The following is a 22,500-nucleotide window of genomic DNA, read 5'->3' as shown; positions in this document are numbered from 1 at the left end:
GAAAGACGGGTGAGAATCCCGTCCACCGAATGCCTAAGGTTTCCTGAGGAAGGCTCGTCCGCTCAGGGTTAGTCAGGACCTAAGCCGAGGCCGACAGGCGTAGGCGATGGACAACAGGTTGATATTCCTGTACCACCTCTTTATCGTTTGAGCAATGGAGGGACGCAGAAGGATAGAAGAAGCGTGCGATTGGTTGTGCACGTCCAAGCAGTTAGGCTGATAAGTAGGCAAATCCGCTTATCGTGAAGGCTGAGCTGTGATGGGGAAGCTCCTTATGGAGCGAAGTCTTTGATTCCCCGCTGCCAAGAAAAGCTTCTAGCGAGATAAAAGGTGCCTGTACCGCAAACCGACACAGGTAGGCGAGGAGAGAATCCTAAGGTGTGCGAGAGAACTCTGGTTAAGGAACTCGGCAAAATGACCCCGTAACTTCGGGAGAAGGGGTGCTTTCTTAACGGAAAGCCGCAGTGAATAGGCCCAAGCGACTGTTTAGCAAAAACACAGCTCTCTGCGAAGCCGTAAGGCGAAGTATAGGGGGTGACACCTGCCCGGTGCTGGAAGGTTAAGGAGAGGGGTTAGCGTAAGCGAAGCTCTGAACTGAAGCCCCAGTAAACGGCGGCCGTAACTATAACGGTCCTAAGGTAGCGAAATTCCTTGTCGGGTAAGTTCCGACCCGCACGAAAGGTGTAACGATTTGGGCACTGTCTCAACCAGAGACTCGGTGAAATTATAGTACCTGTGAAGATGCAGGTTACCCGCGACAGGACGGAAAGACCCCGTGGAGCTTTACTGTAGCCTGATATTGAATTTTGGTACAGTTTGTACAGGATAGGCGGGAGCCATTGAAACCGGAGCGCTAGCTTCGGTGGAGGCGCTGGTGGGATACCGCCCTGACTGTATTGAAATTCTAACCTACGGGTCTTATCGACCCGGGAGACAGTGTCAGGTGGGCAGTTTGACTGGGGCGGTCGCCTCCTAAAGTGTAACGGAGGCGCCCAAAGGTTCCCTCAGAATGGTTGGAAATCATTCGTAGAGTGCAAAGGCATAAGGGAGCTTGACTGCGAGACCTACAAGTCGAGCAGGGACGAAAGTCGGGCTTAGTGATCCGGTGGTTCCGCATGGAAGGGCCATCGCTCAACGGATAAAAGCTACCCCGGGGATAACAGGCTTATCTCCCCCAAGAGTCCACATCGACGGGGAGGTTTGGCACCTCGATGTCGGCTCATCGCATCCTGGGGCTGTAGTCGGTCCCAAGGGTTGGGCTGTTCGCCCATTAAAGCGGTACGCGAGCTGGGTTCAGAACGTCGTGAGACAGTTCGGTCCCTATCCGTCGTGGGCGTAGGAAATTTGAGAGGAGCTGTCCTTAGTACGAGAGGACCGGGATGGACGCACCGCTGGTGTACCAGTTGTTCTGCCAAGGGCATAGCTGGGTAGCTATGTGCGGAAGGGATAAGTGCTGAAAGCATCTAAGCATGAAGCCCCCCTCAAGATGAGATTTCCCATAGCGTAAGCTAGTAAGATCCCTGAAAGATGATCAGGTTGATAGGTTCGAGGTGGAAGCATGGTGACATGTGGAGCTGACGAATACTAATAGATCGAGGACTTAACCATATAATATGTAGCAAATGTTATCTAGTTTTGAAGGAATATACCTTCAATAGTCTGGTAATGATGGCAGAGAGGTCACACCCGTTCCCATACCGAACACGGAAGTTAAGCTCTCTAGCGCCGATGGTAGTTGGGACCTTGTCCCTGTGAGAGTAGGACGTTGCCAGGCTATTTATATCATCGCGGGGTGGAGCAGCACGGTAGCTCGTCGGGCTCATAACCCGAAGGTCGCAGGTTCAAATCCTGTCCCCGCAACCAAATGGTCCCGTGGTGTAGTGGTTAACATGCCTGCCTGTCACGCAGGAGATCGCCGGTTCGACCCCGGTCGGGACCGCCATTTTATATAAAGAAAAGAACGAAACATGTTGTTTCGTATTTTTTTATTTGTTTTAACAAAAAACTAATAAAGACAGTCAAACTATCCTTAGGAAAACTCCTAAGGACTTTTTTATATATTCAAAACCTGTATAATAAAGAGCAGAGAACATTGTGAGTAAAGTAGGTGAAGTCTGTGAGTAAATATAAAATAACAACAAAATCCTCTGAGGAAACACAAAGGTTATCAGAAAAACTAGGTGGACTTGCCCAGGCGCAAGATGTAATTATTTTAGAAGGAGATCTAGGGGCTGGTAAGACAACTTTTACAAAAGGACTAGCAAAAGGTCTTGGAGTGAAAAGAGTTGTAAATAGTCCTACCTTTAATATTATTAAAGAATATAAAGGGAGATTGCCGCTATATCATATGGACGTGTATCGCTTAGCAGAAAGTGAAGAGGACTTAGGTTTTGATGAGTATTTCTACGGTGAAGGAATTACCGTAGTAGAATGGGCTCATTTAATAGAAGCATTTTTACCAAATGAGAAGTTACAAATTAGTTTATTCCATGCTGGAGATGATACAAGAAGAATTGTACTCGAGCCAATTGGAGATCGATATATTAGATTATGTGAGGAGCTATTACAAGATGAAAGTACTAGCAATTGATACTTCAAATTACGTAATGGGTGTATCCCTTATTGAGGAAGGAAACGTAATTGGGGAAATCATTACAAACTTAACAAAAAACCATTCTGTACGTCTTATGCCAGCTGTAGAGCAACTGTTAAAAGAATGTGGTGTAAAACCGAAAGAATTAACTAAAATCGTTGTAGCTGCTGGACCTGGATCATATACAGGTGTTCGCATAGGTGTGACAGCTGCAAAAACATTAGCTTGGTCACTTCAAATACCGATTGTAGGTGTATCCAGTTTAGAAGTAGTAGCTGCAAACGGAGCTAATTTTGATGGATTAATCTGTCCTTTATTTGATGGAAGACGTGGACAAATTTATACTGGGTTATATACATATGAAGGAGAGAATGTAACTTCTATAGAAGAAGACCGAATCATCCTTATTGTAGACTGGTTGCAAATGTTAAAAGATAAAGGCAAGCAGGTTTTATTTATTGGTAACGATGTTAAACTGCACAAAGAAACAATAATAGAACATTTAGGCGATCAAGCTGTATTTGCTCCTTTTACTAAAAATAACCCAAGACCAAGTGAGCTGGCGTTTTTAGGATTACAAAAAGAGGAACAAGATGTACATTCATTTGTTCCTAGTTATCTTCGTTTAGCTGAAGCTGAAACAAAGTGGTTAGAAAGTCAAAACAAGTAGGAGTCTGCAGAAGATGGATATGATATTTAGAAAGATGGAACTCGAGGATATCGCTCAAATTGTAGCTATTGAAGAAGCGTCTTTTTCAACTCCTTGGACTGCAGATGCCTTTCACCGTGAGTTAACGACGAATGAACATGCACATTATGTTGTGCTAGAAAAAGATGGTCGTGTAATTGGGTATTGTGGATTGTGGATAATTATTGATGAATCACATATAACAAATATAGCTATTTTGCCAGAATACAGAGGTCAAAAGCTAGGGGATGCTTTATTGAAAGAAGTTATTTCCGAAGCGAAAGATTTAGGGGTAAAAACGATGACACTTGAAGTACGTGTATCAAATGAAGTAGCAAAACAGTTATACAGAAAATACGGATTTCAAAATGGTGGAATTCGTAAACGATACTATGCAGACAATCAGGAAGATGGTCTCGTAATGTGGGTGAATATATAATGGAAAAAAATACGATTATACTTGGTATTGAAACAAGTTGTGATGAAACAGCAGTAGCAGTTGTTAAAAATGGAACGGAAATTATTGCGAATGTCGTTGCATCACAAATTGAAAGTCATAAACGTTTCGGCGGAGTTGTACCAGAGATTGCATCCCGTCATCATGTAGAAGAAATTACAGTTGTGTTAGAAGAAGCTTTAAAAGAAGCAAATATCACATTTGATGATATTGATGCAATTGCTGTAACAGAAGGACCTGGTTTAGTAGGAGCGCTTTTAATAGGAGTAAATGCAGCGAAAGCAGTAGCTTTTGCACATGATATTCCTCTAGTTGGTGTTCATCATATCGCTGGTCATATTTATGCGAATCGTTTAGTAAAAGAAGTTCAATTTCCACTACTATCACTTGTTGTATCTGGTGGGCATACAGAGCTTGTTTATATGAAAGAACATGGTTCATTCGAAGTGATTGGTGAAACAAGAGATGATGCAGCTGGAGAGGCATATGATAAAGTAGCTCGTACGTTATCTATGCCATATCCAGGTGGTCCTCATATTGATCGCCTTGCACATGAAGGAGAACCAACAATCGATTTGCCTCGTGCATGGCTAGAACCTGATTCGTATGATTTCAGTTTTAGTGGATTGAAATCAGCAGTTATCAACACTGTGCATAACGCAAAACAACGCGGGATAGAAATTGCACCAGAAGATTTAGCAGCAAGTTTCCAAGCGAGTGTAATAGATGTACTTGTAACGAAAGCATCCCGTGCAGCAGAAGCGTATAACGTAAAGCAACTGCTGCTAGCTGGTGGAGTAGCTGCTAATAAAGGACTTCGTGCACGTTTAGAAGAAGAATTTGCACAAAAAGAAAATATTGAGCTACTTATTCCTCCGCTATCTTTATGCACAGATAATGCAGCCATGATTGCAGCGGCAGGTACAATTGCATATGAACAAGGAAAACGTGCTACATTAGCTTTAAATGCAAATCCAGGATTAGATATTGAAGCATAGTTATACACAAAATTAACCACAGCTTGTGGATAAAACCCATATTATCTGTTGATAATGTGGGTTTTACTGTGTATATAAAATGTTGATAACTTTTTTGCCAATTGTGGATAATGTGGAAAAGTTATTTTGGAGTTTATTTTACAAAGGTGGATATGTGTATAAACTTGTGGATAAATCAGATGAAGTCTGACCTTTACATGTATTCTTTTTCGGGAAATAAATAACAAGAAGATATCTCTAAAAAACATTTTGAAATACGCTCTTATGATAGGAGTGATTAACAATGTCAAACTTTGTCGGTAAATCGATATGTCGTGTCGAATTGTTTATACAATATGACGTTCATCCCAACTGGAAGACAAAAAGGATGTCGCATAGTCAAAAATCCTGACTTATGAGACATCCTTCTTATTCATACTCTTATAAATGCAATTCTTCCCATTCTGCCATACATGCATCAAGTTGCTCTTGTAGTGTTTGCTTTTTCGTTGTAATTTCACTAGCCTTTTCATAATCTGCATATATTTCTGGTAAGCAAAGTTGATCTTCTAACGTAGCAATTTCTTCTTCAAATTCTACAATGTTTTGTTCTAGCTCCTCAATTTTTCGGGTGCGTTGACGTTCTAATTGTTTACGCTCTTTTTCTTCGAGATAATTTAATTTTTCTTGAGCTACAGTTTTTTGAACAGGTGCTTGGTTTTCTTGCTGTTCTTGTTGTTCAAATGCTGCGCGTTCAATCATTTCATTTTTCTTTTCAACGTAGTAATCGTAGTCACCTAAATATTCCTGTGCACCTTCTGTTGATAACTCAACAACGGTCGTCGTTACACGATTAATAAAGTAGCGGTCATGTGAGACAAATAGAAGGGTGCCTGGATAATCAATTAAAGCATTCTCCAAAATCTCTTTACTATTTAAATCAAGATGGTTCGTAGGTTCATCAAGAATTAATAAATTCGATTTTTGCATCATAAGTTTTGCAAGAGCTAATCGAGCTTTTTGTCCACCACTAAGAGAAGATACTGGTTTTAGTACATCATCCCCTGTGAATAAGAAGTTACCTAATATCGTACGAATTTCTTTTTCAGGCTGCAGTGGATATTCATCCCATAACTCATTTAAAACTCGCTTAGAAGATGTTAAGTTTGCTTGTTCTTGATCATAATAACCAACCGAGACGTTGGATCCGAAAGAAACATCACCATGTAATAGTGGCAACTTATTCACAAGTGATTTTAATAATGTCGATTTCCCGATTCCGTTTGGACCAACTAAAGCAACACTATCCCCGCGAGTTAAGCGCATTGTTACATGTTCAATAATTGGATCCTCATCATAGCCGATAGTTGCATCCTTTACTTGTAAAACATCATTTCCACTTTGTTTTTCGATATCGAAGTGGAAGGAAGCTGACTTAGAATCACCTAATGGTCTTGTTAATAATTCCATTCGGTCTAATTGTTTACGACGGCTTTGGGCACGTTTTGTCGTCGATGCACGTGCTATATTTTTTTGAACGAAGTCCTCAAGCTTAGCGATTTCATCTTGTTGTTTTTCATAACGTTTCATTTCTTGCTCGTATAGCGCTGATTTTAAGTCTAAATATTTACTGTAGTTACCAACAAATCGTCTGCTTTCTTTATTCGAAATTTCATATACTTGTGTAACGAGTTTATCTAAGAAATAACGGTCATGGGAAACGATTAGTATTGCGCCAGGATAGCCTTGTAAATATTGTTCAAGCCATGTTAATGTTTCGATGTCTAAATGGTTTGTAGGCTCGTCCAAAATAAGTAGGTCCGGTTTCGTTAATAATAATTTACCGAGAGCTAAGCGTGTTTTTTGTCCACCGCTTAATGTAGAAATCGTCGTCTGGTGCGTTTCAACTGGGAAGCCAAGCCCACTTAAAATTGAACGAATATCTGCTTCGTACTGATAGCCACCTTGATCTTTATAATTTAATTGTAATTGGTCATAGTCAGCTAATAATCTTTCATATGTAGCCTCGTTTGAAAAGTTTTCTTCTTTGCCCATTTCTTGCTCTAGCCTTCGAAGCTTTGTCTCCATTTGCTGCAGGTGTGTAAAGACGGTTAACATTTCATCCCAAATTGTTAAAGACGTTTCTAACCCGGTATTTTGAGCTAAGTACCCGATTGAGACATCTTTTGGTTTTATAATTTCGCCGCCATCATGAGATAGCTCACCAGCTATTATTTTTAATAACGTAGATTTACCGGCTCCATTTCGTCCGACTAATGCGATACGATCTTTCGTTTGAACTTCCAATTTTATGTTTGCAAGAATCGTTTCTGCACCGTATAATTTCGAAAGCGCGTTTACTTGTAATAAAATCAATGTTTTCACCTCAAATAATTTCTTAACTTTGCCATGTTTATATTTCTCAATCATACTAAAAATAGTGTATAGTTTAAAATAAAGAGAGAATACTTCTTCTCTTTATTATACAGGGAAATTCATGAGTGCTAAACTTCTGTATTTGATTCAAGTATATGAATAAAGATAGGAAGAGAGGAGAGGTTATATGGATCAGCAAAAAATTCCACAGGCCACTGCCAAACGATTGCCTCTATACTATCGATTTATCCAAAACTTATCTCTTTCTGGTAAGCAACGTGTTTCATCAGCCGAATTGAGTGAAGCGGTAAAGGTTGATTCCGCAACGATTCGAAGAGATTTCTCATATTTTGGAGCGTTAGGGAAAAAAGGTTATGGATATAACGTAAATTATTTATTATCATTTTTCCGTGAAACACTCGACCAAGATGATATAACACGTGTAGCACTTATTGGAGTAGGTAATTTAGGGACCGCTTTCTTACATTATAATTTCACGAAAAACAATAATACAAAAATTGAAATGGCGTTTGACGTTAGTGAAGAGAAAGTCGGAACAGAAATCGGGGGCATTCCTGTATATCATTTAGATGAATTAGAAGAACGTTTATCAACTGATATACAAGTGGCAATATTAACAGTACCCGCTACAGTAGCACAACCTGTAGCAGATAGATTGGCAGAAACGAATGTGCATGGTATTTTAAATTTCACACCAGCACGCTTAAATGTGTCAGACAATATAAGAATTCATCATATTGATTTAGCGGTAGAGTTACAAACACTTGTTTACTTTTTAAAGAATTATCCACAATAAAACGCAGAGGAAGCGACCTCTGCGTTTTATTATTGTTTTTTCTTTGTGAATTTAACTAAGATAAGGCGAAGTGCCAAATTAAAATCAATTGTTGCCATAACTGCAAATAGTATTGTCCACATATTCCAGATTGTATCTGTTACGTTCGTAATGGCGAAGCGTGTAAAGATACACCCTAGAAGGAAGTACAATGCAGCCATGAACAATGGTGAGTTTCTCATACTAAAAATCCTCCGATAAAGCCTTGCATTTTTTCAGCTTCTTTAATCATTTCTTGAATTTGTTCATTGCTCATTAAAACTTGAGCAACTGCAACTAATGTATTCATAGCAACATGAGCTGCGATAGGGACGATAATACGCTTCGTTTTTACATATAAAAAGGCGAATACGAGCCCCATAGAAGTGTATACCAATAGGTGAGTAAAATCAAAATGAATTGCTGCGAATACGAGAGAACTAATGATAGCAGCAATAAAGAAGTTAAACTTCTTATAAAGTGTACCAAATAAAATTTTTCTAAATACGATTTCTTCCAAGATAGGTCCTATTATAGATATGACGATAAGGAACCAAGGTGTCGTCCTAGCAATATCCATAAGTCTCGCTGTATTTTCTGATCCAGGTTTAATTCCTAATAAACGCATTTCTATCATGCCGGCAATACTTTGCGAGAAAAATGCTAAGAAGAAGCCGATAAAAATCCAACCAATCGTAGCTGGAATAGTAGAACGCGTTGTATCTAAACGTCTGTCGCGAATATCTGTTCTAAGTAACCAAAGTACGATACATAATGCAATAAAGAAGCTAATGATTGCCCAGTGGCCAGTTATGAGTTGAAATTTCTCTTCTCTAGTAAAGCCCCTGTTATCATAAAGTCCAGTTTTCAGCAGAAGTGGTAATCCAGCAATGGATGATAACTGCATTAAAATGTATGTAACGATAATCCACCAATATTGTTTTTTCAAATGGTTTAACCATCCTTTCTAACTCTAGTGTATGAGATAAGGTAGGATAACATGTAAATATGCTACCTACGATATAAACCTCGCTTAAATTATGTTTTTTTCGTAAATCCGTATTTGAAATTATAATAGAAGACAGGAGAAAGTTGTGTGTATAGCGAAAACAACTTAGGGTGTCCTTTCATATTGTAACATACGAGTAGTGGAAACAACGATTCATATAGTAAAGGTAGAAGAAGAGGGACTCTATATAGAAAAAGTGTATAGCTGAATTTGCGAAAAAATTATGATTTTTTTACTTGCAAAAGAAATTGAGATTATTTATTATTATAAGTGTGTTAGCACTCGGGTGACTTGAGTGCTAATAAATAAAATTTACATAACAAAATGAGGAGGTTATTGTTCATGCTAAAGCCATTAGGTGATCGCGTTGTAATTGAGCTTGTTCAAGCAGAAGAAAAAACAGCAAGTGGTATTGTATTACCAGACACTGCAAAAGAAAAACCACAAGAGGGTAAAGTTATTGCAGTAGGTACTGGTCGAGTGCTTGAAAATGGTGAGCGTGTTGCTTTAGAGGTAGCAGCAGGTGATCTTATCATCTTCTCAAAATATGCAGGTACTGAAGTGAAATACGAAGGTACTGACTACTTGATTTTACGTGAAAGTGACATTTTAGCAGTTATCGGTTAATTATATAAATCTTAAAAAATCCAAGGGGGTCAATTATTATGGCAAAAGATATTAAATTTAGTGAAGAAGCACGTCGTTCGATGCTTCGCGGTGTCGACACTCTTGCAAACGCAGTAAAAGTAACGCTTGGACCAAAAGGTCGTAACGTTGTACTTGAGAAAAAATTCGGTTCACCACTTATTACAAATGACGGTGTAACAATCGCAAAAGAAATCGAATTAGAAGATGCATTCGAAAACATGGGTGCAAAATTAGTAGCAGAAGTTGCTAGCAAAACAAATGATGTAGCTGGTGACGGAACAACAACTGCAACTGTATTAGCACAAGCTATGATTCGTGAAGGTCTTAAAAACGTAACAGCTGGTGCGAACCCAATGGGTCTTCGTAAAGGTATCGAAAAAGCTGTTACTGCTGCAATTGCAGAATTAAAAGAGATTTCTAAACCAATTGAAGGTAAATCTTCTATCGCACAAGTAGCTGCTATTTCTGCAGCTGACGAAGAAGTAGGTCAATTAATCGCTGAAGCAATGGAGCGCGTTGGTAACGACGGCGTTATTACTTTAGAAGAATCTAAAGGATTTACAACAGAATTAGACGTAGTAGAAGGTATGCAATTTGATCGTGGATATGCATCTCCTTACATGATTACTGATTCTGACAAAATGGAAGCAGTTCTTGATAACCCATACATCTTAATTACTGATAAGAAGATTTCTAACATCCAAGAAATCTTACCAGTATTAGAGCAAGTGGTACAACAAGGTAAACCACTTCTTATCATCGCTGAAGACGTAGAAGGCGAAGCTTTAGCTACATTAGTAGTGAACAAACTTCGTGGTACATTCAATGTAGTAGCTGTTAAAGCTCCTGGATTTGGTGACCGTCGTAAAGCAATGCTAGAAGATATCGCAATCTTAACTGGTGGCGAAGTAATCACTGAAGAATTAGGTCGTGATTTAAAATCTGCTACAATTGAATCTTTAGGACGCGCTGGTAAAGTTGTTGTAACGAAAGAAAACACAACTGTAGTTGAAGGTATCGGAAATTCACAACAAATCGAAGCTCGCATCGGTCAAATCCGCGCGCAATTAGAAGAAACTACTTCTGAATTCGATCGTGAAAAATTACAAGAGCGTCTTGCAAAACTTGCAGGTGGCGTAGCAGTAATTAAAGTAGGTGCAGCAACTGAAACTGAGTTAAAAGAGCGCAAACTTCGCATTGAAGATGCACTTAACTCAACTCGTGCAGCAGTAGAAGAAGGTATCGTTGCAGGTGGTGGTACTTCACTTATGAACGTATACACGAAAGTAGCTTCTATCGTAGCTGAAGGCGATGAAGCAACAGGTATCAACATCGTACTTCGCGCACTAGAAGAGCCAGTTCGTCAAATCGCAATCAACGCTGGTCTAGAAGGATCTGTAGTTGTAGAGCGTCTAAAAGGCGAAAAAGTAGGCGTTGGTTTCAACGCAGCTACTGGCGAATGGGTTAACATGCTTGAAACTGGTATCGTAGATCCAGCTAAAGTAACTCGCTCTGCACTTCAAAACGCAGCATCTGTTGCAGCTATGTTCTTAACAACTGAAGCTGTAGTAGCTGACAAACCAGAACCAAATGCACCAGCAATGCCTGACATGGGCGGCATGGGCATGGGCGGTATGGGCGGAATGATGTAATTCCGTTTGCTCGAAAAACATCCATTTCTATATAGAAATGGATGTTTTTTTATGTTTTTTAGAAAAGGAAATGAATTTCTGTAGAATTTTGTCGCTTTCTCTCTTGACCATATCGATACTTCATTGTTAGAATCTAGGAAGATAATATAAAACAATCCTTCATATATCCTCGATGATATGGTTTGAGAGTCTCTACCGGGTTACCGTAAACAACCTGACTATGAAGGCAGTGCGTCTTATATTTATAAAGAGCGGAAGACTATCTTTCTTTATAAAGCCAGACCCCTGCCTTTTCTTTGTTATGAGACTAGAGGCGGAGGACTGGCTTTTTTTATTATATTAGTAATGCTTTTTGCCAAATTGGTGAAAATATTTATATACGAGAACTAACGTTGGGGTGATTATTTTGAAGAAGCAGCATGATACAATTATCGTTTTAGATTTTGGGAGTCAGTACAATCAGTTAATAGCACGTCGAATTCGTGAGTTCGGTGTATACAGTGAACTTCATCCACATACAATTACTGCAGAAGAAATTAAAGCAATGAATCCAAAAGGGATTATCTTCTCTGGTGGACCAAATAGTGTATACGGTGAAGGCGCATTACATTGTGATGAAAAAATCTTTGAACTAGGATTACCGATCTTCGGTATTTGTTACGGTATGCAGCTTATGACACAACACTTCGGTGGTAAAGTAGAACGTGCAAACCACCGTGAGTATGGAAAAGCTGTTCTTAAAGTAGAGAACGAATCAAAATTATATACGAACCTTCCAGAAGAGCAGGTTGTATGGATGAGTCATGGTGACTTAGTAACTGGTTTACCTGAAGGATTCGTAGTAGACGCAACAAGTGAGTCTTGTCCAATTGCTGGTATGAGCAATGAAGAGCAAAACTTATACGGTGTACAATTCCACCCAGAAGTACGTCACTCTGAGCACGGTAACGATTTAATTAAAAACTTCGTATTCGGCGCATGTGGTTGTTCTGAAGGATGGAACATGGAGAACTTTATCGAAGTAGAATTAGAGAAAATTCGTGAAACTGTTGGAGACAAAAAAGTACTATGCGCACTTAGCGGCGGTGTAGACTCTTCTGTTGTAGCAGTGTTAATTCATAAAGCAATCGGCGACCAATTAACATGTATTTTCGTTGACCACGGCTTACTTCGTAAAGGTGAAGCAGAAGGCGTTATGAAAACATTCAGCGAAGGCTTCCACATGAACGTTATTAAAGTGGATGCACAAGAACGTTTCATGAACAAGTTAAAAGGTGTAGAAGATCCAGAACAAAAACGTAAAATCATCGGTAATGAATTCATTTACGTATTTGATGATGAAGCTTCTAAATTACAAGGTATGGACTTCCTAGCACAAGGTACACTTTACACAGACATCGTTGAAAGTGGTACAGCAACTGCACAAACAATTAAATCTCACCATAACGTTGGTGGACTTCCAGAAGACATGCAGTTCAAATTAATTGAGCCTTTAAACACGTTATTTAAAGATGAAGTACGTGTATTAGGATCAGAACTAGGAATTCCTGATGAAATCGTATGGCGTCAACCATTCCCAGGTCCTGGTCTTGGTATTCGTGTATTAGGTGAAATCACAGAAGAGAAATTAGAAATTGTTCGTGAATCTGATGCGATTTTACGTGAAGAAATTATTAAAGCGGGCTTAGACCGTGAAATTTGGCAATACTTCACTGCCCTTCCTGGTATGCGTAGCGTAGGTGTTATGGGTGATGAGCGTACTTACGATTACACAGTAGGTATCCGTGCAGTAACATCTATCGACGGTATGACAGCTGACTGGGCACGTATCCCTTGGGACGTATTAGAGAAAATCTCTGTACGTATCGTAAACGAAGTAAAACACGTTAACCGTATCGTGTATGATGTAACGAGTAAGCCACCAGCAACTATTGAGTGGGAATAGTATTATAAAAAGATCCATCTATCGCTCATGCATAGATGGATCTTTTTTTATTTCCAAGTATAATACGAACGAAAATATAAAAGTTTATAAAAATGTTCGTTTTTAAATTGACAAAAATACTTTCAAGAGTTAATATGAGTATGTAATTCAAACGAAAAGTGAATATTATGCCGTCGTATAATATCGGGGATATGGCCCGAAAGTTTCTACCTAGCTACCGTAAATGGCTTGACTACGAGGCGTTTTTATAAAGGTGAGGGGAATCTTATCTTTATTCATAGAACGCTTCCATGTATATGCAATGGAAGCCTTTTTTATTTTTAATAGATAAAAGAGGGCTAGGCAGATTACGGCGAGTAATCATATAACGGGGGAAACGTAAGATGAAACGCTATTTTCAGTTTGATGAACTCGGAACAAATTATAAAACAGAGTTCATAGCGGGTTTAACGACATTTTTATCTATGGCTTATGTACTATTTGTCAATCCTGCTACGCTGTCACTTGGAAATGTTAAAGGGTTACCGGCAGGTACAGGAATGGATCCAGGTGCAGTATTCGTTGCTACAGCATTAGCAGCGGCGATTGGTTCGTTAATTATGGGGATCTTCGCGAAGTATCCGATTGCTTTGGCACCGGGTATGGGAATTAACGCGTTCTTTGCTTATACGGCAGTGTTAACGATGGGTATTCCGTGGCAAACAGCAATTGCTGGAACATTAATGTCAGGTATTATCTTTATTATTCTTACAGCTTCAGGTATTCGTGAAAAAATCATTAATGCAATTCCATCGGAGTTAAAGTTTGCAGTAGCGGCAGGTATCGGATTGTTCATTGCATTCCTTGGATTCCAAAATGCCGGAATTATCGTGAAAAATGATGCTGTTCTTGTTGGATTGGGGGATTTAACAAAGGGCACAACGTTACTAGCAATCTTCGGGGTTGTTACGACAATCATCTTCATGATTAAGAAAGTTAATGGTGCAGTGTTCTACGGTATGATTCTTACAGCGATCTTAGGAGTAGCAACAGGATTGATCGATACTCCGAAAGCTGTAGTGGGAGCAATACCGAGCCTAGAACCGACGTTCGGTGTGGCGTTAACGCACTTTGGAGATATTTTCACTGTTCAAATGGTAATTGTTATTATAACGTTCTTCTTTATCGATTTCTTTGATACAGCAGGTACACTTGTAGCGGTTGCGAATCAAGCTGGATTAATGAAAAACAATAAATTACCACGTGCAGGAAAAGCGTTATTTGCAGATGCGATTGCAACTGTAATCGGTGCGATCCTAGGTACATCAACAACAACGTCTTACATTGAATCTTCTGCAGGGGTAGCAGCGGGTGGACGTTCTGGATTTACAGCAGTTGTAACAGCAGGATTCTTCTTGCTGGCACTATTCTTCTCGCCGTTATTAAGTGTTGTAACACCAGCTGTAACGGCACCAGCTTTAATTATTGTAGGAATCTTAATGGTTTCATCTTTAGGTGAAATTGATTGGAAGAAATTCGAGATTGCAGTACCAGCATTCTTTACAATCATTTCAATGCCACTTACGTATAGTATTGCGACAGGGATTGCAATTGGGTTTATCTTCTATCCAATTACAATGGTAGTAAGCGGTCGTCGTAAAGAGATTCATCCAATTATGTATGTTATGGGAGTTTTATTCGTACTATATTTCATCTACGTTCGTAAATAAAAGGGGTTTTTGAAAGGTCTAGACTTAAGGGGAGTCTAGACCTTTTTTGCGTCTTCAGAAAATCTTAAGGATTTCCGAGCGTTTTTCTTCAGAAGTTTTCCTATAATAGAAGTTAGGGATTAAAAAAGTGATGGGGGAGATATTGTGGCAAACGAAACAATACTTGTCGTAGATGATGAAAAAGAAATTAGAAATCTTATTACAATCTATTTAAAGAATGAAGGATATAAAGTATTGCAAGCAGGGGACGGAGAAGAAGGATTACGTTTACTAGAAAAAAATGAAGTACATCTCGTCGTATTAGATATTATGATGCCGAAAGTAGACGGTATTCATATGTGTATGAAAGTAAGAGAATCGAAAGAAATGCCAATTATTATGCTTTCTGCGAAAACGCAAGATATGGATAAAATTTTAGGGTTAACAACAGGTGCAGATGATTACGTAACGAAACCATTTAATCCGTTAGAGTTAATTGCAAGAATTAAATCTCAGTTACGTCGTTATATGAAGATGAATGGTTTTTCTATTCAAAATGAGGACGAGTTAGAAATTGGAGAGATGAAAATAAACATCTCAACCCATAAAGTCATTGTGGATGGAGAAGAAGTGAAACTGACCCCAAGGGAGTTTTCTATTTTAGAATTACTGGCTCGTAATCCGGGTATGGTCTTTAGCGCGGAACAAATTTATGAAAAGGTTTGGAACGAAAGGTCTTTCCAGTCGGATAACACGGTAATGGTTCATATTCGGAAAGTGCGTGAAAAGATTGAAGAGAATCCAAGGAAGCCAATATATATAAAAACAGTATGGGGAGTGGGGTATAAGATTGAAAAAGATATTTAATCCATTTACTTATGTGAGGAAAATTCGAGAATTAATTGGAAAGATAGTGAAGAGTGTGAAACGGAGTATACGAATTCAACTTATTACTGCATTTACTGCTTGTGCGTTATTAGGGCTTTTGTCAGCGAAGGCAGCAGCGCCGTTTTTTGAGAATGCGAATCGAGAGGCGACGATCGATTATCGGAATGGGATGGAACAAATTAACCAACAAGCTCAAAGTGTGGCGAATAGTTCAGTTCATGAAAATAAATTAGAAGCTATCTCAAGTATGATTGAAATAGAGAATCAAAATTTAGAACGAGACTCTAGAGCTTTAAAAGTATTAGTTACTGACGAGAGTGGTAAAGTTTTATATAAAACAAAGCAGGCACAAGAAGAGCAAATTGATTTGCATAATACAATTCGTAATGCATCATCGTTTGCGATTAATTATATGAATGGTAGAAAAGAATTTGAAAGTACGAGAAAAGAATTTATAGCTTTTGCACCTATTACAATAGAAGATAAGAATTTATACATGTTTGTTAGTGGGATTCCAGAAGGTGAAGTAATATATGATACGCAAGAAGGGCCGTTTCCATTTTTCATAGGTGTACTCGTATTCATTTTCTCTTTCTTCTATATAACAAAGAGAAAGATGAAGCAAATTGAAGCGATGGCACAAGGTGTAAAGGAAATAGAAAAAGGAAACTTAGCGTACCGTATTGAGAAAAAAGGTGAAGATGAGATTGCGTCTTTAACTGAGAATATTAATAATATGGCAGAAGAGCTTATGAATAATATAGAAAAGGAACGTAAATTAGAGAAGCAAAAGAACGAGCTTATTACGAATGTATCTCACGATTTACGTACACCACTGACTTCTATTATGGGTTACTTGCGATTACTTCGAGATTCTAAATATGAAAATAAAGACCAACATGATGAATACACGAGAATTGCTTTTGCAAAGTCGGAGCAGCTAAAGAATTTAATAGAAGATTTATTTGAGTATACGAAGTTAACAAATGAGCAAGTTATATTAGAAAAACAAGAGGTTTGTATAAATGAGTTATTAGAGCAATTAATAGAAGAGTTAGTACCGCAAGCAGAAGAGCATGGACTTACGTTTGTTAAGAAGTTTCCTGAGGAACGTGCCTATGCAGCGGTTGATTCGGAAAAGATGGTTCGTGTATTTGATAATTTATTAATGAACGCGATTAAGTATAGTAAAGATGATGGGGAGATAAAAGTTTCTCTTCAAAGGCAGCGCCGGGATATACAAATTGTAATTGCGAATCATAGTGAAGAGTTTACGAGAGAAGAGTTAGGGAGTTTGTTTGAACGTTTTTATAAGAAAGATCAATCTAGAAGTAGAGTAACAGAAGGATCGGGACTTGGATTGGCGATTGCGAAAAGTATTGTTGAGTTGCAAGGTGGTAGTATTCGAGCGGAATATGAAGATGGTATTATTCAGTTTATTGTCTCATTACCAATTATAGAAAAATAATAAACGTATAGAATGCTATATGATAAAAAGGCTTATTTAAAAAGAAATAAGCCTTTTTATATTTTTTTAGAAAAACATATTGACGATTGTGGGTTAGGGGTGTAATATAGGATAAGTCGCCGATGCAATAACGCAGAACGCGGCAAACGAAATAAAAAACTTAGTTGACATTAACTAACGAAGATGTTAACATAAGGGAGTCGCAAATGAGCGACCAAGTAGTTCTTTGAAAACTGAACGAAACAAACAACGTGAAACGTCAATTTTTATTTTTAGATGCTAGACAAACTAACTTTATTGGAGAGTTTGATCCTGGCTCAGGATGAACGCTGGCGGCGTGCCTAATACATGCAAGTCGAGCGAATGGATTGAGAGCTTGCTCTCAAGAAGTTAGCGGCGGACGGGTGAGTAACACGTGGGTAACCTGCCCATAAGACTGGGATAACTCCGGGAAACCGGGGCTAATACCGGATAACATTTTGAACTGCATGGTTCGAAATTGAAAGGCGGCTTCGGCTGTCACTTATGGATGGACCCGCGTCGCATTAGCTAGTTGGTGAGGTAACGGCTCACCAAGGCAACGATGCGTAGCCGACCTGAGAGGGTGATCGGCCACACTGGGACTGAGACACGGCCCAGACTCCTACGGGAGGCAGCAGTAGGGAATCTTCCGCAATGGACGAAAGTCTGACGGAGCAACGCCGCGTGAGTGATGAAGGCTTTCGGGTCGTAAAACTCTGTTGTTAGGGAAGAACAAGTGCTAGTTGAATAAGCTGGCACCTTGACGGTACCTAACCAGAAAGCCACGGCTAACTACGTGCCAGCAGCCGCGGTAATACGTAGGTGGCAAGCGTTATCCGGAATTATTGGGCGTAAAGCGCGCGCAGGTGGTTTCTTAAGTCTGATGTGAAAGCCCACGGCTCAACCGTGGAGGGTCATTGGAAACTGGGAGACTTGAGTGCAGAAGAGGAAAGTGGAATTCCATGTGTAGCGGTGAAATGCGTAGAGATATGGAGGAACACCAGTGGCGAAGGCGACTTTCTGGTCTGTAACTGACACTGAGGCGCGAAAGCGTGGGGAGCAAACAGGATTAGATACCCTGGTAGTCCACGCCGTAAACGATGAGTGCTAAGTGTTAGAGGGTTTCCGCCCTTTAGTGCTGAAGTTAACGCATTAAGCACTCCGCCTGGGGAGTACGGCCGCAAGGCTGAAACTCAAAGGAATTGACGGGGGCCCGCACAAGCGGTGGAGCATGTGGTTTAATTCGAAGCAACGCGAAGAACCTTACCAGGTCTTGACATCCTCTGAAAACCCTAGAGATAGGGCTTCTCCTTCGGGAGCAGAGTGACAGGTGGTGCATGGTTGTCGTCAGCTCGTGTCGTGAGATGTTGGGTTAAGTCCCGCAACGAGCGCAACCCTTGATCTTAGTTGCCATCATTAAGTTGGGCACTCTAAGGTGACTGCCGGTGACAAACCGGAGGAAGGTGGGGATGACGTCAAATCATCATGCCCCTTATGACCTGGGCTACACACGTGCTACAATGGACGGTACAAAGAGCTGCAAGACCGCGAGGTGGAGCTAATCTCATAAAACCGTTCTCAGTTCGGATTGTAGGCTGCAACTCGCCTACATGAAGCTGGAATCGCTAGTAATCGCGGATCAGCATGCCGCGGTGAATACGTTCCCGGGCCTTGTACACACCGCCCGTCACACCACGAGAGTTTGTAACACCCGAAGTCGGTGGGGTAACCTTTATGGAGCCAGCCGCCTAAGGTGGGACAGATGATTGGGGTGAAGTCGTAACAAGGTAGCCGTATCGGAAGGTGCGGCTGGATCACCTCCTTTCTATGGAGAATTGATGAACGCTGTTCATCAATATAAGTTTCCGTGTTTCGTTTTGTTCAGTTTTGAGAGAACTATCTCTCATATATAAATGTATGTTCTTTGAAAACTAGATAACAGTGTAGCTCATATTTTTTAATTTTTAGTTTGGTTAAGTTAGAAAGGGCGCACGGTGGATGCCTTGACACTAGGAGTCGATGAAGGACGGGACTAACGCCGATATGCTTCGGGGAGCTGTAAGTAAGCTTTGATCCGAAGATTTCCGAATGGGGAAACCCACCATACGTAATGGTATGGTATCCTTACCTGAATACATAGGGTAAGGAAGACAGACCCAGGGAACTGAAACATCTAAGTACCTGGAGGAAGAGAAAGCAAATGCGATTTCCTGAGTAGCGGCGAGCGAAACGGAACATAGCCCAAACCAAGAGGCTTGCCTCTTGGGGTTGTAGGACATTCTATACGGAGTTACAAAGGAACGAGGTAGACGAAGCGACCTGGAAAGGTCCGTCGTAGAGGGTAACAACCCCGTAGTCGAAACTTCGTTCTCTCTTGAATGTATCCTGAGTACGGCGGAACACGTGAAATTCCGTCGGAATCTGGGAGGACCATCTCCCAAGGCTAAATACTCCCTAGTGATCGATAGTGAACCAGTACCGTGAGGGAAAGGTGAAAAGCACCCCGGAAGGGGAGTGAAAGAGATCCTGAAACCGTGTGCCTACAAATAGTCAGAGCCCGTTAATGGGTGATGGCGTGCCTTTTGTAGAATGAACCGGCGAGTTACGATCCCGTGCGAGGTTAAGCTGAAGAGGCGGAGCCGCAGCGAAAGCGAGTCTGAATAGGGCGTTTAGTACGTGGTCGTAGACCCGAAACCAGGTGATCTACCCATGTCCAGGGTGAAGTTCAGGTAACACTGAATGGAGGCCCGAACCCACGCACGTTGAAAAGTGCGGGGATGAGGTGTGGGTAGCGGAGAAATTCCAATCGAACCTGGAGATAGCTGGTTCTCCCCGAAATAGCTTTAGGGCTAGCCTTAAGTGTAAGAGTCTTGGAGGTAGAGCACTGATTGAACTAGGGGTCCTCATCGGATTACCGAATTCAGTCAAACTCCGAATGCCAATGACTTATCCTTAGGAGTCAGACTGCGAGTGATAAGATCCGTAGTCAAGAGGGAAACAGCCCAGATCGCCAGCTAAGGTCCCAAAGTGTGTATTAAGTGGAAAAGGATGTGGAGTTGCTTAGACAACTAGGATGTTGGCTTAGAAGCAGCCACCATTTAAAGAGTGCGTAATAGCTCACTAGTCGAGTGACTCTGCGCCGAAAATGTACCGGGGCTAAATACACCACCGAAGCTGCGAATTGATACCAATGGTATCAGTGGTAGGGGAGCGTTCTAAGTGCAGTGAAGTCAGACCGGAAGGACTGGTGGAGCGCTTAGAAGTGAGAATGCCGGTATGAGTAGCGAAAGACGGGTGAGAATCCCGTCCACCGAATGCCTAAGGTTTCCTGAGGAAGGCTCGTCCGCTCAGGGTTAGTCAGGACCTAAGCCGAGGCCGACAGGCGTAGGCGATGGACAACAGGTTGATATTCCTGTACCACCTCTTTATCGTTTGAGCAATGGAGGGACGCAGAAGGATAGAAGAAGCGTGCGATTGGTTGTGCACGTCCAAGCAGTTAGGCTGATAAGTAGGCAAATCCGCTTATCGTGAAGGCTGAGCTGTGATGGGGAAGCTCCTTATGGAGCGAAGTCTTTGATTCCCCGCTGCCAAGAAAAGCTTCTAGCGAGATAAAAGGTGCCTGTACCGCAAACCGACACAGGTAGGCGAGGAGAGAATCCTAAGGTGTGCGAGAGAACTCTGGTTAAGGAACTCGGCAAAATGACCCCGTAACTTCGGGAGAAGGGGTGCTTTCTTAACGGAAAGCCGCAGTGAATAGGCCCAAGCGACTGTTTAGCAAAAACACAGCTCTCTGCGAAGCCGTAAGGCGAAGTATAGGGGGTGACACCTGCCCGGTGCTGGAAGGTTAAGGAGAGGGGTTAGCGTAAGCGAAGCTCTGAACTGAAGCCCCAGTAAACGGCGGCCGTAACTATAACGGTCCTAAGGTAGCGAAATTCCTTGTCGGGTAAGTTCCGACCCGCACGAAAGGTGTAACGATTTGGGCACTGTCTCAACCAGAGACTCGGTGAAATTATAGTACCTGTGAAGATGCAGGTTACCCGCGACAGGACGGAAAGACCCCGTGGAGCTTTACTGTAGCCTGATATTGAATTTTGGTACAGTTTGTACAGGATAGGCGGGAGCCATTGAAACCGGAGCGCTAGCTTCGGTGGAGGCGCTGGTGGGATACCGCCCTGACTGTATTGAAATTCTAACCTACGGGTCTTATCGACCCGGGAGACAGTGTCAGGTGGGCAGTTTGACTGGGGCGGTCGCCTCCTAAAGTGTAACGGAGGCGCCCAAAGGTTCCCTCAGAATGGTTGGAAATCATTCGTAGAGTGCAAAGGCATAAGGGAGCTTGACTGCGAGACCTACAAGTCGAGCAGGGACGAAAGTCGGGCTTAGTGATCCGGTGGTTCCGCATGGAAGGGCCATCGCTCAACGGATAAAAGCTACCCCGGGGATAACAGGCTTATCTCCCCCAAGAGTCCACATCGACGGGGAGGTTTGGCACCTCGATGTCGGCTCATCGCATCCTGGGGCTGTAGTCGGTCCCAAGGGTTGGGCTGTTCGCCCATTAAAGCGGTACGCGAGCTGGGTTCAGAACGTCGTGAGACAGTTCGGTCCCTATCCGTCGTGGGCGTAGGAAATTTGAGAGGAGCTGTCCTTAGTACGAGAGGACCGGGATGGACGCACCGCTGGTGTACCAGTTGTTCTGCCAAGGGCATAGCTGGGTAGCTATGTGCGGAAGGGATAAGTGCTGAAAGCATCTAAGCATGAAGCCCCCCTCAAGATGAGATTTCCCATAGCGTAAGCTAGTAAGATCCCTGAAAGATGATCAGGTTGATAGGTTCGAGGTGGAAGCATGGTGACATGTGGAGCTGACGAATACTAATAGATCGAGGACTTAACCATATAATATGTAGCAATGTTATCTAGTTTTGAAGGAATATGCCTTCATAGTTTGGTGATGATGGCAGAGAGGTCACACCCGTTCCCATACCGAACACGGAAGTTAAGCTCTCTAGCGCCGATGGTAGTTGGGACCTTGTCCCTGTGAGAGTAGGACGTCGCCAAGCAACTTTAAGACGAGTCAGTATGACTCGTCTTTTTTGTGTTTTAAACTTCTTATCAGCCTCAAGTAAGTAATCTTTATTCTTTTAATCCCCTCATATTCATTTTCTTTTATTATTTTTGATGTGTAGTTTAAGATTTTCTATTTTATTTTTTGTAGAAGCGATCTGTCGGTATGTTAAAATAGTGCAGTTGTTTTTTGA

14 protein-coding genes, 2 tRNA genes, 5 rRNA genes and 2 riboswitches (1 of these 23 only partly in view) are annotated in these 22,500 nt (G+C 41.3%); of the genes, 18 read left to right on the top strand and 3 right to left on the bottom strand.

The annotated features are described in order from the left end of the window. The 8 genes from AABL52_RS25610 to tsaD form a co-directional block, all read left to right on the top strand. Positions 1 to 1,608, top strand: a 23S ribosomal RNA gene (locus AABL52_RS25610); it begins 1,314 nt to the left of the window's first position. A 50-nt stretch (positions 1,609 to 1,658) separates the two neighbouring features. After that, positions 1,659 to 1,774, top strand: a 5S ribosomal RNA gene (rrf, locus tag AABL52_RS25605). A 12-nt stretch (positions 1,775 to 1,786) separates the two neighbouring features. Continuing rightward, positions 1,787 to 1,863: transfer RNA gene (locus AABL52_RS25600), tRNA-Met, on the top strand. 3 nt (positions 1,864 to 1,866) lie between these two features. After that, positions 1,867 to 1,942: transfer RNA gene (locus AABL52_RS25595), tRNA-Asp, on the top strand. 174 nt (positions 1,943 to 2,116) lie between these two features. Then, positions 2,117 to 2,590, top strand: coding sequence for a tRNA (adenosine(37)-N6)-threonylcarbamoyltransferase complex ATPase subunit type 1 TsaE (tsaE, locus tag AABL52_RS25590; protein ID WP_340423566.1), 474 nt, complete (start codon positions 2,117 to 2,119; stop codon positions 2,588 to 2,590). Beyond that, positions 2,571 to 3,263 (top strand): tRNA (adenosine(37)-N6)-threonylcarbamoyltransferase complex dimerization subunit type 1 TsaB, encoded by a 693-nt coding sequence (gene tsaB, locus AABL52_RS25585; RefSeq protein ID WP_000865762.1) that lies wholly within the window; start codon positions 2,571 to 2,573, stop codon positions 3,261 to 3,263. The genes tsaE and tsaB overlap by 20 nt, the downstream gene beginning before the upstream one ends. A 13-nt stretch (positions 3,264 to 3,276) precedes the next feature. Then, positions 3,277 to 3,720, top strand: coding sequence for a ribosomal protein S18-alanine N-acetyltransferase (rimI, locus tag AABL52_RS25580; protein WP_000367209.1), 444 nt, complete (start codon positions 3,277 to 3,279; stop codon positions 3,718 to 3,720). After that, entirely contained in the window at positions 3,720 to 4,736 is a 1,017-nt protein-coding gene (gene tsaD, locus AABL52_RS25575; RefSeq protein WP_341518682.1) for a tRNA (adenosine(37)-N6)-threonylcarbamoyltransferase complex transferase subunit TsaD, read from the top strand. Before rimI ends, tsaD begins: the two co-directional genes overlap by 1 nt. Positions 4,737 to 5,156: 420 nt before the next feature. Here the strand turns inward: tsaD and AABL52_RS25570 are convergent, their stop codons facing one another. Further along, a complete protein-coding gene (locus AABL52_RS25570) occupies positions 5,157 to 7,091 on the bottom strand; it encodes an ABC-F family ATP-binding cassette domain-containing protein (RefSeq protein ID WP_212981905.1) in 1,935 nt (644 codons plus the stop codon). Positions 7,092 to 7,278: 187 nt separating this feature from the next. Between AABL52_RS25570 and AABL52_RS25565 the strand changes: the two genes are divergently transcribed. Further along, positions 7,279 to 7,908 carry a redox-sensing transcriptional repressor Rex gene (locus AABL52_RS25565; protein ID WP_000372702.1) on the top strand — a complete coding sequence of 210 codons (630 nt, stop codon included), beginning with the start codon at positions 7,279 to 7,281 and terminating at the stop codon, positions 7,906 to 7,908. A 29-nt stretch (positions 7,909 to 7,937) separates the two neighbouring features. On the opposite strand, the gene AABL52_RS25560 is transcribed toward AABL52_RS25565, so the two are convergent. Further along, on the bottom strand, positions 7,938 to 8,129 hold the full coding sequence (locus AABL52_RS25560; protein WP_001246201.1) for a YdiK family protein: 192 nt from the start codon (positions 8,127 to 8,129) through the stop codon (positions 7,938 to 7,940). After that, on the bottom strand, positions 8,126 to 8,875 hold the full coding sequence (locus AABL52_RS25555; RefSeq protein ID WP_098259302.1) for a CPBP family intramembrane glutamic endopeptidase: 750 nt from the start codon (positions 8,873 to 8,875) through the stop codon (positions 8,126 to 8,128). Before AABL52_RS25555 ends, AABL52_RS25560 begins: the two co-directional genes overlap by 4 nt. 402 nt (positions 8,876 to 9,277) lie before the next feature. Here AABL52_RS25555 and groES point away from each other — a divergent pair, with 402 nt between their 5' ends. From groES to rrf (AABL52_RS25510), 9 genes are all read left to right on the top strand, one after another. Next, positions 9,278 to 9,562, top strand: a complete 285-nt coding sequence (groES, locus tag AABL52_RS25550; protein WP_000917306.1) for a co-chaperone GroES — start codon at positions 9,278 to 9,280, stop codon at positions 9,560 to 9,562. A gap of 38 nt (positions 9,563 to 9,600) precedes the next feature. Then, complete coding sequence (groL, locus tag AABL52_RS25545) at positions 9,601 to 11,235, top strand: chaperonin GroEL (protein ID WP_001029984.1); 1,635 nt, start codon at positions 9,601 to 9,603, stop codon at positions 11,233 to 11,235. A gap of 139 nt (positions 11,236 to 11,374) precedes the next feature. Further along, positions 11,375 to 11,476, top strand: a riboswitch (purine riboswitch). Positions 11,477 to 11,641: 165 nt separating this feature from the next. After that, positions 11,642 to 13,180: a glutamine-hydrolyzing GMP synthase gene (gene guaA, locus AABL52_RS25540; RefSeq protein ID WP_000743922.1), complete on the top strand. Its 1,539-nt coding sequence runs from the start codon at positions 11,642 to 11,644 to the stop codon at positions 13,178 to 13,180. Positions 13,181 to 13,333: 153 nt separating this feature from the next. Beyond that, a riboswitch (purine riboswitch) is annotated at positions 13,334 to 13,435 on the top strand. 128 nt (positions 13,436 to 13,563) lie between these two features. Continuing rightward, on the top strand, positions 13,564 to 14,889 hold the full coding sequence (locus AABL52_RS25535) for an NCS2 family permease (protein ID WP_000833097.1): 1,326 nt from the start codon (positions 13,564 to 13,566) through the stop codon (positions 14,887 to 14,889). Between the two features lie 144 nt (positions 14,890 to 15,033). Next, the gene (locus AABL52_RS25530) at positions 15,034 to 15,735 is read left to right on the top strand and encodes a response regulator transcription factor (protein WP_340423575.1); all 702 of its coding nucleotides are present in this window, start codon (positions 15,034 to 15,036) and stop codon (positions 15,733 to 15,735) included. Further along, positions 15,719 to 17,224, top strand: coding sequence for an ATP-binding protein (locus AABL52_RS25525; RefSeq protein ID WP_000719246.1), 1,506 nt, complete (start codon positions 15,719 to 15,721; stop codon positions 17,222 to 17,224). The genes AABL52_RS25530 and AABL52_RS25525 overlap by 17 nt, the downstream gene beginning before the upstream one ends. A gap of 294 nt (positions 17,225 to 17,518) precedes the next feature. After that, positions 17,519 to 19,070 (top strand): 16S ribosomal RNA (locus AABL52_RS25520). A gap of 146 nt (positions 19,071 to 19,216) precedes the next feature. Next, positions 19,217 to 22,138: ribosomal RNA gene (locus tag AABL52_RS25515) — 23S ribosomal RNA — on the top strand. A gap of 48 nt (positions 22,139 to 22,186) precedes the next feature. Next, a 5S ribosomal RNA gene (rrf, locus tag AABL52_RS25510) occupies positions 22,187 to 22,302 on the top strand. Together the 16S, 23S and 5S rRNA genes form the textbook arrangement of a ribosomal RNA operon. Positions 22,303 to 22,500 lie beyond the last annotated feature (198 nt).

This window comes from Bacillus paramobilis, assembly GCF_038096195.1.
GTDB classification, from domain to species: Bacteria; Bacillota; Bacilli; order Bacillales; family Bacillaceae_G; genus Bacillus_A; species Bacillus_A mobilis.
Note: the sequence above shows the minus strand (reverse complement) of the source record. Positions and strands in the feature narration are given on the sequence as shown.

Excerpts from the sequence above, each read along its gene's own strand:
- tsaB (WP_000865762.1), top strand. The coding sequence starts at position 2,571 with ATGAAAGTACTAGCAATTGATACTTCAAATTACGTAATGGGTGTATCC.
- rimI (WP_000367209.1), top strand. The coding sequence starts at position 3,277 with ATGGATATGATATTTAGAAAGATGGAACTCGAGGATATCGCTCAAATT.
- AABL52_RS25535 (WP_000833097.1), top strand. The coding sequence starts at position 13,564 with ATGAAACGCTATTTTCAGTTTGATGAACTCGGAACAAATTATAAAACA.
- AABL52_RS25560 (WP_001246201.1), bottom strand. The coding sequence starts at position 8,129 with ATGAGAAACTCACCATTGTTCATGGCTGCATTGTACTTCCTTCTAGGG.
- AABL52_RS25565 (WP_000372702.1), top strand. The coding sequence starts at position 7,279 with ATGGATCAGCAAAAAATTCCACAGGCCACTGCCAAACGATTGCCTCTA.
- tsaD (WP_341518682.1), top strand. The coding sequence starts at position 3,720 with ATGGAAAAAAATACGATTATACTTGGTATTGAAACAAGTTGTGATGAA.
- groES (WP_000917306.1), top strand. The coding sequence starts at position 9,278 with ATGCTAAAGCCATTAGGTGATCGCGTTGTAATTGAGCTTGTTCAAGCA.
- groL (WP_001029984.1), top strand. The coding sequence starts at position 9,601 with ATGGCAAAAGATATTAAATTTAGTGAAGAAGCACGTCGTTCGATGCTT.